Raw genomic sequence first — 12,594 nt, forward strand, 5'->3', positions numbered from 1 at the left:
CTGGCGGCGTCCGGCATTATCATTTGGACGCGGGTGTGATCCTCCTCACAGCTCCGCGCTTGCGCTGTGCGTAACCTGCGATGCCGATTGCAATGAGCAGGGTCACGCCGTTGAACAGCGGTTCCACGAAGAACGACCCGCCGAATTGCTGAATTCCGGAAATGCCGACAGCCAGGATGATGACGCCGATCAAAGTCCCCCAGACGTTGACTCGCCCTGGCTTGATCGTCGTTGATCCGAGAAAGGCGCCAACCAGCGCCGGCAGGAGATACTCAAGCCCGACGCTCGCCTGGCCGATACGCAGCTTCGATGCCAGAAGGACGCCGGTGAGTGCCGCCAGCAGGCCCGAGGTGACGAACGCCCCGATCACGAATTTCCGGACCGGAATGCCGTTGAGTGCCGCAGCCTTCGGATTGGCACCGATGGCGTAGAGATACCGTCCGATGGGCAGATATTCGAGTACGATCCACATGCAGATTGCGACCAGGAGAACATAGAAGCCGGTGATGGGCAGCCCGAACAGCATCGTACCGTTCAGCGCATAGAAGCCTTCCGGCAAGACACCGACCACCTGCCGCCCGCCGGTGTGCCAAAGCGCAAGCGCGTAGAGTACCGTACCCGTGCCGAGTGTCGCAATGAAGCTGTCGATCTTCGCAACCTCGACCAGCAGGCCGTTCAGGAAACCGGTCAGGACGCCAAGCGCGAGAACAACCACGACAGCGACCGGCCAGGGAAAACCGTAGGATGTCTGCAGGCTTATGGCGAGAATATGCCAGAGCACGATGCCATACCCGACCGTCAGGTCGATACGCCCCGATGCCATCGGGATCATCGCGGCAAGGGACAGAAGCGCAATAATTGCCTTGTCCGATACGATCGAGCGGACGTTCAAAACGGTGGGGAAGGTATCTGGCAGTAGTATGGAGAAAAGTACGATCAGGATGACGGTCAGGATGACCAGCCCATAGACCGGGATCAGGCGTCCGATCTTTTGTGCGGTCGACAGGTCGGCCATTTCGCTTCTGGTCGGCTCGAGCGCGGTGGATTCAATTGATTGCATGGCTTTTCTCCTGCTGGCTCACGCGGCTTCTGATGCGGATGCCGCGGTAATCACCGCCTCCGTGGTCAGGGCGCTCCCAGTCAATTCACTGACGATTTTACCGCGCGAGAACACCAGGGCGCGGTGGCAGATATGAGCGATTTCCTCGAAGTCCGTGGAGACCACCACAACCGCGAGGCCGGCGTCGAGCGCCTGCGTGATCAAGCGGTAGATCTCCGCTCGCGCTCCAACATCGACGCCGGCGGTCGGATCTTCGGCGACCAGTAGCTTGCGGCCCGTCGCCAACCAGCGGCCGACGACGACCTTCTGCTGGTTGCCGCCTGACAGAGCCTCCACGGGTAGATCCGGGTCGTTCGGGCGCAGGCCGACGGAGCGGCCGATCGCGTGGACAAGATCTGCTTCCCCACGCGGGGACAGGAAGGACAGAAGTCCGCGTCCGACCGCTCCCGGATTGATGAAGGTATTTTCCCGAACGGAGAGCGACAGGGCAACCGACTCCTCCGTGCGGTCCCGGGCGATCAGCCCGATGCCCGACGCCATTGCCCGACGCGGGCTCGAAAGGTCCGGAGTTTCGTCATGCAGCCTGACCGAGCCGACGAAGGGTTCGCAACCGAAGAGGGCGCGGCCAATACGCTCCTGGCCAGCGCCCCGCAATCCGGCCAGTCCCAGAAGTTCACCCTGCCTGATGTCGAAGGATACCGGGCCTGTAGCAGCGCAGGCGAGGTCGCGGACCTTGACGATCGCCTTGCCGGGCGTGATCTGCGCCTTGGAGAAGAGATTATCACCGCTGCGGCCGATGATCATCGTCACAAGTTCATCCGGCGTCGTCTCGCTGACCGGCTTTTGTCCCACCATGCGCCCGTCGCGCAGAACGGCGACCCGATCGGCAATACGGAAAATCTCGTCGAGCCTGTGGGAGACGTAGATCATGCCGACGCCGCGATCCTTAAGGGGACGGATCGCATTGAACAAACGATCGACTTCATCGGCAGGCAGGCTGGCGGTCGGCTCGTCGAGCACCAGGACGTCGGCTTCGACTGCGAGCGCGCGGGCAATGGCAACGAGTGATTTTTCGGTTCGCGACAGCGCCGAGACCCGTGTGGTGGGGTCAAAGTCGCAGCCGACCAGTTTCAACGCTTCCCTGGCGCGCGCCTGCGTCCGGCCCCAGTCGATAATGCCCCGGCGCATTGTGAAACCCTGCGACAGGCCCATATTTTCGCCGACCGTCATCCACTCGATCAAACCTAGATCCTGGTGGATGAAGGCGACCGGCTGCCGCTCGTTTGGCTTGGGAGGACGGTGGTGGTAGCTCTGGCCACGGAAAAGGATGTCGCCGCCGTCGGGTTTGTAGATGCCTGCAAGCGTCTTGATAAGCGTTGATTTCCCGGCGCCGTTTTCGCCCAGCAGCGCCAGGATCTCACCCTCACGCAGATCGACTGACACGTCGCAAAGCGCCTGTGTGCCGCCGAAGGTCTTGGTGATCGACTGGAACTCCAGCAGTCTCTTGGCTTCCACTGTTGCTCCTCCCAGAGCTCAGGCTGCGTTGGATGTATGTTATCGATAACATTCCCAAATGGTCAAGTAGAAAGATGTCTCCCGAAATGCAAAAGGAGCGATCGTTGTCAGTCGACAGGAAATCCGTCGAGAAGGCGCATCATCTCGGCCGAATCCTTGGGCCCAAGACCTGAAGCACACAGCAATCGGTGAATTTCCACCACCGTGCCGGTCATCGGCAGCGGCGTTTTTGTTTTGAGCGCGAAGGCCTGAAGCGAATCCAGGTCTTTCAGCATGTTGTCGATCCTGCCTGTCGGTGAGAAATCGCGGGCGGCGAATTTTGCCATGAATTCCTGCAGTATCCGGCTATCTGCCCTGCCGCCGGCAAGCGCTGCCGGAATGGCGACCGGATCGACGCCGCCGGCCTCAGCCAGCTTGACCGCCTCGGCGACCGCCTGAAAGAGCACGGCGCAAAACAGCTGGTTGATCAGCTTTGTGGTCTGCCCCGCGCCGGATGCCCCCATCAGCGTGTAGTTGGCGGCAAGATGCCTCATCACCGTGCGCGCGCGCTCGAAGTCCTCAAGGCTGCCGCCGGCCATGATTGTCAGCTTTCCGGTGAGGGCGCCGGGTACTCCTCCAGACAAAGGGCAATCCACCCATGCCATGCCCGTTTCTTGACGGAGCCGCATCGCCATATCCGCCGTCTCGGCGGGGTCGATGGAAGACATGTCGATCAGGACCTTGCCTGCGCTGGCCGCCGCCGCAACGCCGTGCTCGCCGAAGACGACGGCACGGACGATGCTTGCGTGGTTGAGGCTGAGCACGCAGAACTCTGACAGTGAGACCGCATCCTCCACCGAGGCCGCAGCACGAGCGCCTTTTGCCTCCAAAGCCGCGACCTTCTCGGCATCGAGGTCGAAGACGGATACTTTGTGCCCTGTTTCGATCAATCTCGAGACGATCGCCGTTCCCATGATGCCTGCGCCGATGACCGCGACATCTGCTCTGTTGTCGTTCTGCATGGTATTCTCCGGTGACGATTGTGACTTCTCAGCCCTTGTGCTGCAAACTCATCCGATGCGAACCGGTCACAACATCGGTTTGCTCGGACGGCAGATCAGCTTAGAGGCAGGTCGTGATGCCGCCGTCGACATAAAGCGTGTGCCCATTGATGAAGGACGAGCCGTTGCCTGACAGGAACACGGCCGCGCCGACGAGTTCCTCGACGTTGCCCCACCGTCCGGCCGGCGTCCGCTTTTCGAGCCAGGAAGAGAACTCGGGATTGTCGACCAGGGCTTGATTGAGCGGGGTTTTGAAGTATCCAGGCGCAATCGCGTTGATCTGCAGCCCATACTTTGCCCAGTCTGCGCACATGCCGCGTGTCAGATTGCGAACTGCCCCCTTGGTGGCCGTATAGGGGGCGATTCCAGGCCGGGCGAGCTCGCTTTGAACAGAGGCGATGTTGATGATCTTGCCCTGTCTGCGCGCGATCATGCGCTTTGCGACCGCCTGACCGACGTAAAACACGCTCGAGATATTTGTCGTCAAAAGCAGCTCCCATTTGTCTGCGGGAAACTCTTCAAGCGGTGAGCGAAACTGCATACCGGCATTGTTGATGAGGATATCGATTGGACCGACTTCGGCTTCGATGGCGGCAACGCCCCTTTCGGCGGCGTCCTTGCTGGTGACGTCGAAGACGGCTGCATGCGCGCAATGTCCCAGGCCCTTGAGCGCATCGACGGCGCGGCCGACAGTTTCGACCGTTCGGCCGTTGATGACGATCTCGGCGCCATGCTGTGCCAGGCCCTCGGCCAGGGCATAACCGATCCCCTGGCTGGAGCCTGTGATCAGTGCCCGCCGGCCGGTGAGATCAAACAGATTTTTCATGCGAAACAACTCCTCCGATCCACGCTGTATGCGATGATCAACATCACTCTGTCATAGCGAAAGCTTGCTTGACATCCCTCGCTCGGATTATATGTTATCGATAACATAATCAACTGACAAAATGCGGATGGAGATGGAATGCCTAAGGTAGAAATCTTGATGACCGGACCCTATCCGGAATGGGATATGGTGGACCTGGAGTCGACCTACCGTGTCCATCGCTTGTGGGAGGCGGCGGATCGACAGGCATTCATCTCGAAGGTCGGAAACGGCATCCGGGGCATAGCGACCCGTGGTGAAATCGGGGCTTCGGGCGATCTGATGGCGCAGTTTCCGAAACTGGAGATCGTTTCCTGCTACGGAGTGGGCACCGATGCGATCGACCTGTCATATGCCCGGGCCAACGGCGTCCGCGTAACGAATACTCCGGACGTCCTTACCGAGGATGTCGCCGACATTGCAATTGGGTTGATGCTCGCCACCGCAAGGCAAATTCCACAGGCCGATGTTTTCGTCCGCTCCGGCCAATGGGGCAGCGTTGCCATGCCGTTGGTGACGCGTGTATCGGGCAAGAAGGTGGGGATCGTCGGCATGGGGCGGATCGGAAAGGCAATCGCCAAGCGGGTCGCCGCCTTCGGCTGCGATATCGCCTATTTCACCCGCCACGATCACAAAGACGTTCCCTACGCCTACCAGGCTGATCTGATTGCGCTTGCGGGTTGGGCAGATTTTCTGATCACCATTGTCCCTGGAGGGGAGGGGACTATGAAGATCATCAACGCCGAGGTGCTGAACGCCCTGGGCTCGAAGAGCATATTCATCAATGTCTCGCGAGGGACGACCGTAGACGAGGGAGCGCTGGTCGCGGCACTTCAGAACCGCACCATCCAGGCCGCAGGCTTGGACGTCTTCCTGAATGAACCTAAGATCGACGCGCGTTTCCTGGCACTCGACAATGTCGTGCTGCAGCCCCACCACGGCTCTGGCACCATCGAGACACGCAGGGCGATGGGCCAACTGGTTCGAGACAATCTCGCGGCGCATTTTGCGGGCGCCACGCTTCCCACTCCCGTCGTATGAGGACCCCAGCATGAAAGCCATTGTCATTCATGCCGCCAAGGATTTGCGCATCGAAGAGCGCGAGCCGGAGATTGCCGGCGAGGGGCAGGTGGAAATTGCGATCGAGGCCGGCGGTATCTGCGGCTCTGATCTGCATTATTATAATCACGGAGGCTTCGGAACGGTTCGACTGCGCGAGCCGATGATCCTTGGCCATGAGGTTGCCGGCACAATCAAGGCGCTCGGGGCCGGTGTTGCAACACTTGCGGTGGGCGACCGCGTGGCTATTTCCCCAAGCCGTCCATGCAGCCATTGCCAGTACTGCATGAAGGGGCAGCAGAACCACTGCCTCAACATGCGGTTTTATGGCAGCGCCATGCCAATGCCCCATATTCAGGGCGGCTTTCGCCAGCGGCTGGTGGCGGAGAGTTGGCAATGCCACAAGGTGGTGGACGGAATATCGATCCACGAGGCGGCCTTTGCCGAACCGTTTGCGGTGACGCTCCATGCAGCAAGTCGCGCCGGATCACTACTGGGTAAACGGGTGCTCGTCACCGGATGCGGTCCAATCGGCATGCTGGCAATCATTGCCGCGCGTGTTCTAGGTGCCCGTGAAATCGTTGCGACGGACGTGGTGGACAGTGTACTGGGGCTTGCACGCACCAGTGGCGCGGATCGAACCATCAACGTTGCCACCGACTCTGCGGAACTGACGGCCTACAGCGCGGATAAGGGCTACTTCGACGTCATGTTCGAGGCGTCTGGCAACGAGAGGGCCGTGCGCGCCGGTCTGGAAGTGCTCAGGCCGCGTGCGACGCTGGTGCAACTGGGCCTTGGCGGCGATGTCTCCATTCCACAGAATGTGATCGTGTCGAAGGAAATCGAGATGCGCGGTACATTCCGCTTTCACGAAGAGTTTGGACTCGCTGTCGAACTGATCAATGCACGTCGCGTCGATTTGAAGCCGCTGCTCACCGGTGTATTTGGCATTGACGAAGCTGTTGCCGCCTTCGAACTGGCAAGCGATCGCAGCAGGTCTATGAAAGTGCAGATCGCCTTTTGACGTTACGCCCAATTCAAGCGCCCGCGCGGACGGTGCTTTCGCGCAGCACAACCTTGTAGCCGGTCAATGTGATCTCGTCGCCTGCCGCGTCGCCGGTGTGCAGGGCATCCAGCAAGCGGGCAGCAGCCTGACTGCCGATGCCGTAACAGTCGACATTTATCGTCGTGATACTGGGATGGCAGATCGACGAGATCTCGTAGTCGCCAAAACCGGCAATCGCTATGTCTTTGGGAACGTTCATTCCTCTTCGCGTGCACTCCATGATCGCGCCGAAGGCCGACAGATCGGAGACGCAGAGCACAACTTCGGTGTCCGGCCAGCGCTCGAGCAGGCTCACGATAGCTTGCGCACCCTGTTCCATGGTGATGGGCGGCACGCCGAAGGAAATCATCCGTCCGGGTCCCAACCCCAGCTCTTCGACAGTCTTGAGAAAACCGCTGCGTCGTTGGCTGCCCCGCGTATCGCGCGCCGTGGTCCCCCCGATATAGCCGAACTTCCGATACCCCTGCTTGGCAAGCTCCCGGACCAGGAGAGCCATTGCCTCGCTGTTGGAGAAGCCGACGACATGATTGATCGGTTCTTCAGGAAGTTCCCAGGTTTCAACCACTGGAATACCGGCCTTTTCCAGCATGCGCCGAGCCCGGGCTGTGTGCGATCCACCTGTCAGGATGATGCCTTCAGGGCGGCGGCGCAGCATCGCCTCGATCAGCTTTTCTTCTTTCTCCGCAGAGTAGTCGGTGTAGCCGAGAAGGAGCTGAAGGCCCGTATTCTCCAATGCATCCGTAATGCCGCGCGCGGTGTCGGAGAAATTCGAATTGTTGATGGATGGTACAAGTGCGGCGATGAAGCCGCTACGCCGGGATGAAAGACTGCCGGCAGACAGATCAAGCACATATCCAAGCGCGTCGACTGCATCCATAATGCGCTTGCGCGTCTCTTCGGAGACACTTGCATCCTGCCGAAAGGCACGCGAAACGGTCATGGCCGATACGCCTACATATTTGGCAACTTCCGCCATCGTGAGCTTTTGAGCGTCCCCGGCTTTGAGAGGCTTGTCTCTGGTCTCGTCCTCTTTTTTCACTGGATCTCCGCTTTCAAAATCTGCGTCTGAGCTTGACCATTAGGACGTAAAATAAAGTTATCGCTATCATCGCACAATCGATATTATTGCAGGTATCCGTCGATATGGGCTCAGAAAATCCAGATTTTCAACAATTTTTCTCGGCTGTCGGAATGTTGGCATCTGTACGCTTTTCGAAAAACAGCACAAAATGATATCGATAACAATCTGAAGCGAGCGGGAGCGGCATCATGTTCGGGCAAATAGTGGGTACTGGCTTCGAGGTTCTCGATCCACGCTTTGAAAGCTGCTTTGTGGGTCACGCTCGTGTCGAGCGGCTCTGGACGGGCGGCCGATGGCTGGAGGGGCCAGCTTGGTTCGCCGCCGGGCGCTATCTGGTTTTCTCAGACATTCCAAACAATCGGATGATGCGCTACGATGATACGAGCCTGCATACGTCCGTATTCCGCTCGCCCAGCAACAACTCGAATGGCAACAGTGTCGACAATCAGGGGCGGCTGATCACGTGTGAGCATCTTATGCGCCGCGTCACACGAACGGAATTCAGCGGCATTGTCTCCGTTCTGGCCGACCGAGTTGCAGGCAAGCGTCTCAATTCGCCGAATGACGTTGTTGTCAAATCCGACGGCACGATCTGGTTCACCGACCCGAGCTACGGCATACTTCACGACTACGAGGGCGACTACGGCGAAGGGGAAATCGGAGGATGCCACGTCTATCGGCACGATCCGACCAGCGGGATAACCGAGGAGGTGGCATCCGATTTCGTCAAGCCGAACGGATTGGCTTTCTCCCCGGACGAGAGCGTGCTCTACGTTGCCGATACCGGGGCGACACACCTGCCGGGAGGGCCGCGTCATATCCGAAAGCTCGCAGTGTCGGGTGATGGCAAGCTAAGTGATCTCGGTATCTTCGCGGAATGCACCGCTGGCCTGTTCGATGGCTTTCGAGTGGACCGCAAAGGAAGGGTATGGAGCAGTGCCGGCGATGGTGTGCATGCTTATGATCCAGATGGCACGTTGATCGGGAAGATCCACATTCCCGAAGCCGTCTCCAACGTCACCTTCGGCGGAGAGAAATTGAACCGACTTTTTATAACGGCCAGTACGTCCCTGTATGCTGTTTATCTCACAGCGAACGGAGCGAGGTTTGGATAGTCTGCCGGAACGGTACCTGGGTCCAGGTTCATCTATATTCTGACCAGGCTCACCGCGAGAATGGTCCGGCGCTTAAAGGAACAACGTGATCAGGCGGGTTCTGCGAGGCTGGTGAACCTTGTGGTCATCGTTGAGGACGTCAACAAATCGCCCGTCATGATTCCACAGCCGCTTGCGCGACAACCGATCCGGTCGCCTTGTGCTGGGAAAGACGAAATTGGCGAACTGGCCGGGCATCAAGATACCGCCTGGGTTGGGAACGATCGTGCGGATGAAACGAGGTGTCTTCCACCGCAAATAACCAGGAGCCACACAACGGCGCTCGATCAGCAGGCAGGAAGGCGATTGTCTTTGCGGCGGCTATCAGCCTATGCTGCCCAATCTGATGTCGCATAGGAAATGCACCATGGAATATCGTCGTCTTGGAAAATCGGGCCTGAAGGTCAGCGAGTTCTCTTTCGGATCCTGGGTTACCTTCGGCCGACAGGTCGAAGGCAACGATGCCGCGAGTTTGATGGCCTATGCCTACGACAATGGCATAAATTTCTTCGACAATGCCGAGGGCTATGAGAGCGGAAAGTCCGAAGTCGTTATGGGCGAAGCGCTAAAGACCCTCGGCTGGAGCCGAGACAGTTTCGTCGTTTCCAGCAAGGTATTTTGGGGCGGTCAGAAGCCGACACAAAGAGGTCTGTCGCGCAAGCACGTTACCGAGGCCGCCCACGCTGCGCTTAAACGCCTGCAGGTGGAATACCTTGACCTTTATTTCTGCCACCGTCCCGACATCGATACTCCGATCGACGAGACTGTTCGTGCGATGCATGATCTCATCACCCAGGGCAAAATTCTCTACTGGGGAACGTCGGAATGGTCTGCCCAGCAATTGACCGAAGCCTATGCGGTTGCACGCGATCTGCGCATCACGCCTCCGACCATGGAGCAGCCGCAATACAACCTGTTCGAACGCCAGAAGGTCGAAGGCGATTACCTGCCGCTTTACGATCTCATGGGCTTGGGCACTACGATTTGGTCGCCGCTTGCATCGGGCGTTCTGACCGGCAAGTACAACAAGGGAACGCCTGACGATAGCCGCATGAACCTGCCCGGTTACGAGTGGTTGAAGGAGAAATGGTCTAGCGAAACCGGCCGTGCTCAGCTTGCCAAGGTGGCGGAATTGGCTGATCTCGCAAAGGAGATAGGTATTTCGATCACCCATCTCGCTCTACTCTGGTGCCTTTCCAACCGTAATGTGTCGACAGTCATCCTCGGCGCATCGCGCATGAGCCAACTTGAGGACAACCTGGCGGCGCTGGCACACAGAGACAAGCTGACCCCTGACGTGCTGGCCCGTATCGACGCTATCGTCGGGAACAAGCCGGCTGCCCCCCAGCGGTTCTGATCTGTGGTAGGTCGCAGGCGCACTCCAGCTCTCCGCCAGAGGGAGCTTACCTAACAACCGTCCTGCTCCAGGCTGCCGATGTCGTGTCGGCTGAGCTGACACTCGGCAATTGTCGAGCAGCGATGCCATGTCGTGCGCTGATGTCCGCTCCTCTTGGCTCGTCGCAGGATGCTGTGGGCTTCGCGATGCGCCGAGATGGCGCCGCCCCATCGCAGTCGGCGGCGGCAGGGTTCTTCGGGACAGCTTCGGGACTTTACTGCCGCTGCGCTTGTTTGTGGATGTGCGGTCGGAAAGACCGACCCGGCGCCAATGTCGAGATCGCCTTCTTCGATCCCGACATAGGTGGGTTCAAGCGGCTCGTTGAAGACGTCGAGCAGCCTGACTGACGCCCTTGATGATGGCGGCGTTCTCCTCGGCGGATACTGAATTGCGATCGGGCGTGGTTCCTTCACGAGTAACCTATACGGCGACAATAGGCATTGCTGTCTCCTTTCGAGAGTTCGAACCTGAAGGGAACTATTTGGCGGTGAGTATCGCGCCGATCTCCTGCTCCAGCGCTTTGACATGGCCATAGCCATTCCCTGCCAAGCGCCATTTCTCCTCATGGGCAAGGAATAAGGATGGGTAGCAGGCCACTCCCATCGATCGCGCACTGACGAAATCGGCGGCGGCGGTGGTCGTACTTTTCCGCTGCCATGTCGCCAGGAATTGGTCTTGGCCCACATAGCCGCCCGGCACTCAGGGTCCCCGCACCCACTTGGCCAGGACTGCGCCATCGGTGGTGTCGAGCGCGTCGACGTAGAAGGTATGCTTGGGGGGCGCGGAAGATCTTCAGCAAGTCCGCTTCCGGAGAGAGAATACGGGCGGTCACGACGGTGCGACGGGCATCACTTTCACCCATCGCAGGCTCCATGGAGAGACAGCCAAACCGCGCGAGCAACGATGTGACGGAAGCTTTGTCGCTGGCGGCAGGGGCGGACATGCGTCGTCTGCCATCGACGATATGAGGGCCGGTGGTCGATACAAACTCGGAGGTCACGGACGACCTCGCGGTAAATATGGCTGTCTTGACCGACCTATTACATGGCCCCGAACGGCCCATCAGCAGTCTACACTGTCACCGGTAATACAGCTGGACATATTGCAAAAATCCTACATTTGAATAAAAAACAGGCGAGTAGTCCGCCAATAATACGATCTACAGCAGTAAACGAAGAGACGAAACTACAGCAATCTATTATTGTTAAGGAAACGTATTTCGACATGTTAGTCTCTAGCCCAATAATAATGGGTGTTTACTCCAGTTTGTGAAAATAAATTCCGATTTTTCTCCCGCAATGGTACAATTTTATATACTGGGCGTTTATTATTTTAGATCAGACAAATATTTTATATTGATTATTAGTAATCACCTATGTAGGGTCTTAATGAAGTAGAAACCAGACGACATAAACGATCCAAAGACGGTAAACTACTTTGTAGGCACAATAACGGTGAAACGCCCCGAGTATTGAATTTCGTTACGAATGGTCACCTCGAACACTATTGAGTATGAGGCTAGTATGAATTACGTACATTCGGAATTTGAAAGCGGTCGAACACCTCTTGGCAAGCTCCAGGCATTGGCGGCTTCGCCCCGGGTGCTCGGTGATATCGGTCACGCGGAGCAAGAGCACCAAGACGAACGGTGCCTGCTCATCATAGATGGCAGGACGCTGGAGCGAGAGTGTCTTGCGACCACGCTGACACGCAACGGTCTTGGAATGAAAGCTCTCGCGGTGGGCTCTGTCGCGGAATGGCGGCGGAAGAAAGACACGCTTGAGCGTGTATCGGCCGTCCTTCTCAATATTGCTGGCCGCAAGACGAGCGATGGCTTGCTGTGCGACGAGATCGCAAGCATTGCCGCTGAGCTTGCGCCTGCTCCAGTCATCATTCTGGCTGATGGGGACGACCTCAATCAGACATTGAAGGTTCTTGAGCACGGCGCTCGTGGGTTCATCCCGACCTCGGTCGGAATCGAAGTGTGCGTTGAGGCCATTGCCTTGGCCGTTGCCGGCGGCACTTTTATTCTTGCCGGAAACAGCTTCTCGGCATCGGTTCCGGTCGACAAAAATCCGAGACAGAGAGAGCTGTCCCGCATGTTTACGCTTCGCCAAGCGGAGGTCGTACAGGCACTTCGCAAGGGAAAAGCGAACAAGATAATCGCCTATGAGCTCAATCTGCGCGAGAGCACCGTGAAGGTTCATATTCGCAATATCATGAAAAAGCTGAAGGCAACCAACCGCACCGAAGTCGCCTACAAGCTCAATGACCTCTTCCAGAGCGACTCGCGCTGGAGTGCGCCTTCCGAATAACCCAGCAGGGCTATTCGGCGCACTTCCGCAAAGAGCAGGGGTG

11 protein-coding genes and 1 pseudogene are annotated in these 12,594 nt (G+C 58.1%); 5 read left to right on the forward strand and 7 right to left on the reverse strand.

The window, feature by feature from the left end; all coding sequences use genetic code 11:
• Positions 1-19: 19 nt before the first annotated feature.
• The 4 genes from AC1D2R_RS05600 to AC1D2R_RS05615 all read right to left on the reverse strand — a co-directional run bounded on the left by AC1D2R_RS05600 (position 20) and on the right by AC1D2R_RS05615 (position 4,441).
• Entirely contained in the window at positions 20-1,060 is a 1,041-nt protein-coding gene (locus AC1D2R_RS05600; RefSeq protein WP_477965592.1) for an ABC transporter permease, read from the reverse strand.
• A gap of 18 nt (positions 1,061-1,078) precedes the next feature.
• Complete coding sequence (locus AC1D2R_RS05605; protein WP_477965594.1) at positions 1,079-2,575, reverse strand: sugar ABC transporter ATP-binding protein; 1,497 nt, start codon at positions 2,573-2,575, stop codon at positions 1,079-1,081.
• 107 nt (positions 2,576-2,682) lie between these two features.
• Positions 2,683-3,576 (reverse strand): NAD(P)-dependent oxidoreductase, encoded by an 894-nt coding sequence (locus AC1D2R_RS05610; RefSeq protein ID WP_477965596.1) that lies wholly within the window; start codon positions 3,574-3,576, stop codon positions 2,683-2,685.
• Positions 3,577-3,676: 100 nt separating this feature from the next.
• Complete coding sequence (locus AC1D2R_RS05615) at positions 3,677-4,441, reverse strand: SDR family oxidoreductase (RefSeq protein ID WP_477965598.1); 765 nt, start codon at positions 4,439-4,441, stop codon at positions 3,677-3,679.
• Positions 4,442-4,579: 138 nt separating this feature from the next.
• On the opposite strand from AC1D2R_RS05615, the gene AC1D2R_RS05620 reads away from it, so the two are divergent.
• Together AC1D2R_RS05620 and AC1D2R_RS05625 are read left to right on the forward strand one after the other, a co-directional pair.
• Positions 4,580-5,521 (forward strand): 2-hydroxyacid dehydrogenase, encoded by a 942-nt coding sequence (locus AC1D2R_RS05620; protein WP_477965600.1) that lies wholly within the window; start codon positions 4,580-4,582, stop codon positions 5,519-5,521.
• Between the two features lie 10 nt (positions 5,522-5,531).
• The gene (locus AC1D2R_RS05625) at positions 5,532-6,563 is read left to right on the forward strand and encodes an L-idonate 5-dehydrogenase (RefSeq protein WP_477965602.1); all 1,032 of its coding nucleotides are present in this window, start codon (positions 5,532-5,534) and stop codon (positions 6,561-6,563) included.
• A gap of 13 nt (positions 6,564-6,576) precedes the next feature.
• Here the strand turns inward: AC1D2R_RS05625 and AC1D2R_RS05630 are convergent, their stop codons facing one another.
• Complete coding sequence (locus tag AC1D2R_RS05630; protein WP_477965604.1) at positions 6,577-7,644, reverse strand: LacI family DNA-binding transcriptional regulator; 1,068 nt, start codon at positions 7,642-7,644, stop codon at positions 6,577-6,579.
• Positions 7,645-7,874: 230 nt separating this feature from the next.
• On the opposite strand from AC1D2R_RS05630, the gene AC1D2R_RS05635 reads away from it, so the two are divergent.
• Both AC1D2R_RS05635 and AC1D2R_RS05640 read left to right on the forward strand, forming a co-directional pair.
• Positions 7,875-8,801 (forward strand): SMP-30/gluconolactonase/LRE family protein, encoded by a 927-nt coding sequence (locus AC1D2R_RS05635; protein ID WP_477965606.1) that lies wholly within the window; start codon positions 7,875-7,877, stop codon positions 8,799-8,801.
• A gap of 406 nt (positions 8,802-9,207) precedes the next feature.
• Positions 9,208-10,197, forward strand: a complete 990-nt coding sequence (locus tag AC1D2R_RS05640; protein ID WP_477965608.1) for a potassium channel beta subunit family protein — start codon at positions 9,208-9,210, stop codon at positions 10,195-10,197.
• Between the two features lie 284 nt (positions 10,198-10,481).
• Here AC1D2R_RS05640 and AC1D2R_RS05645 read toward each other — a convergent pair.
• Positions 10,482-10,677, reverse strand: a pseudogene (locus AC1D2R_RS05645) (4-oxalocrotonate tautomerase); the annotation flags it as partial.
• 36 nt (positions 10,678-10,713) lie between these two features.
• On the reverse strand, positions 10,714-10,935 hold the full coding sequence (locus AC1D2R_RS05650; protein ID WP_477965610.1) for a hypothetical protein: 222 nt from the start codon (positions 10,933-10,935) through the stop codon (positions 10,714-10,716).
• Positions 10,936-11,759: 824 nt separating this feature from the next.
• On the opposite strand from AC1D2R_RS05650, the gene AC1D2R_RS05655 reads away from it, so the two are divergent.
• Complete coding sequence (locus AC1D2R_RS05655; protein WP_477965612.1) at positions 11,760-12,551, forward strand: LuxR C-terminal-related transcriptional regulator; 792 nt, start codon at positions 11,760-11,762, stop codon at positions 12,549-12,551.
• The last annotated feature ends 43 nt before the right edge of the window (positions 12,552-12,594 follow it).

The sequence above is a fragment of the Rhizobium sp. P1_C7 genome (assembly GCF_056406295.1).

Bases quoted from the DNA above. Each gene is read 5' to 3' on its own strand.
- AC1D2R_RS05640 (WP_477965608.1), top strand. From the start codon at position 9,208: ATGGAATATCGTCGTCTTGGAAAATCGGGCCTGAAGGTCAGCGAGTTC.
- AC1D2R_RS05600 (WP_477965592.1), bottom strand. From the start codon at position 1,060: ATGCAATCAATTGAATCCACCGCGCTCGAGCCGACCAGAAGCGAAATG.
- AC1D2R_RS05610 (WP_477965596.1), bottom strand. From the start codon at position 3,576: ATGCAGAACGACAACAGAGCAGATGTCGCGGTCATCGGCGCAGGCATC.
- AC1D2R_RS05635 (WP_477965606.1), top strand. From the start codon at position 7,875: ATGTTCGGGCAAATAGTGGGTACTGGCTTCGAGGTTCTCGATCCACGC.
- AC1D2R_RS05655 (WP_477965612.1), top strand. From the start codon at position 11,760: ATGAATTACGTACATTCGGAATTTGAAAGCGGTCGAACACCTCTTGGC.
- AC1D2R_RS05625 (WP_477965602.1), top strand. From the start codon at position 5,532: ATGAAAGCCATTGTCATTCATGCCGCCAAGGATTTGCGCATCGAAGAG.
- AC1D2R_RS05620 (WP_477965600.1), top strand. From the start codon at position 4,580: ATGCCTAAGGTAGAAATCTTGATGACCGGACCCTATCCGGAATGGGAT.
- AC1D2R_RS05615 (WP_477965598.1), bottom strand. From the start codon at position 4,441: ATGAAAAATCTGTTTGATCTCACCGGCCGGCGGGCACTGATCACAGGC.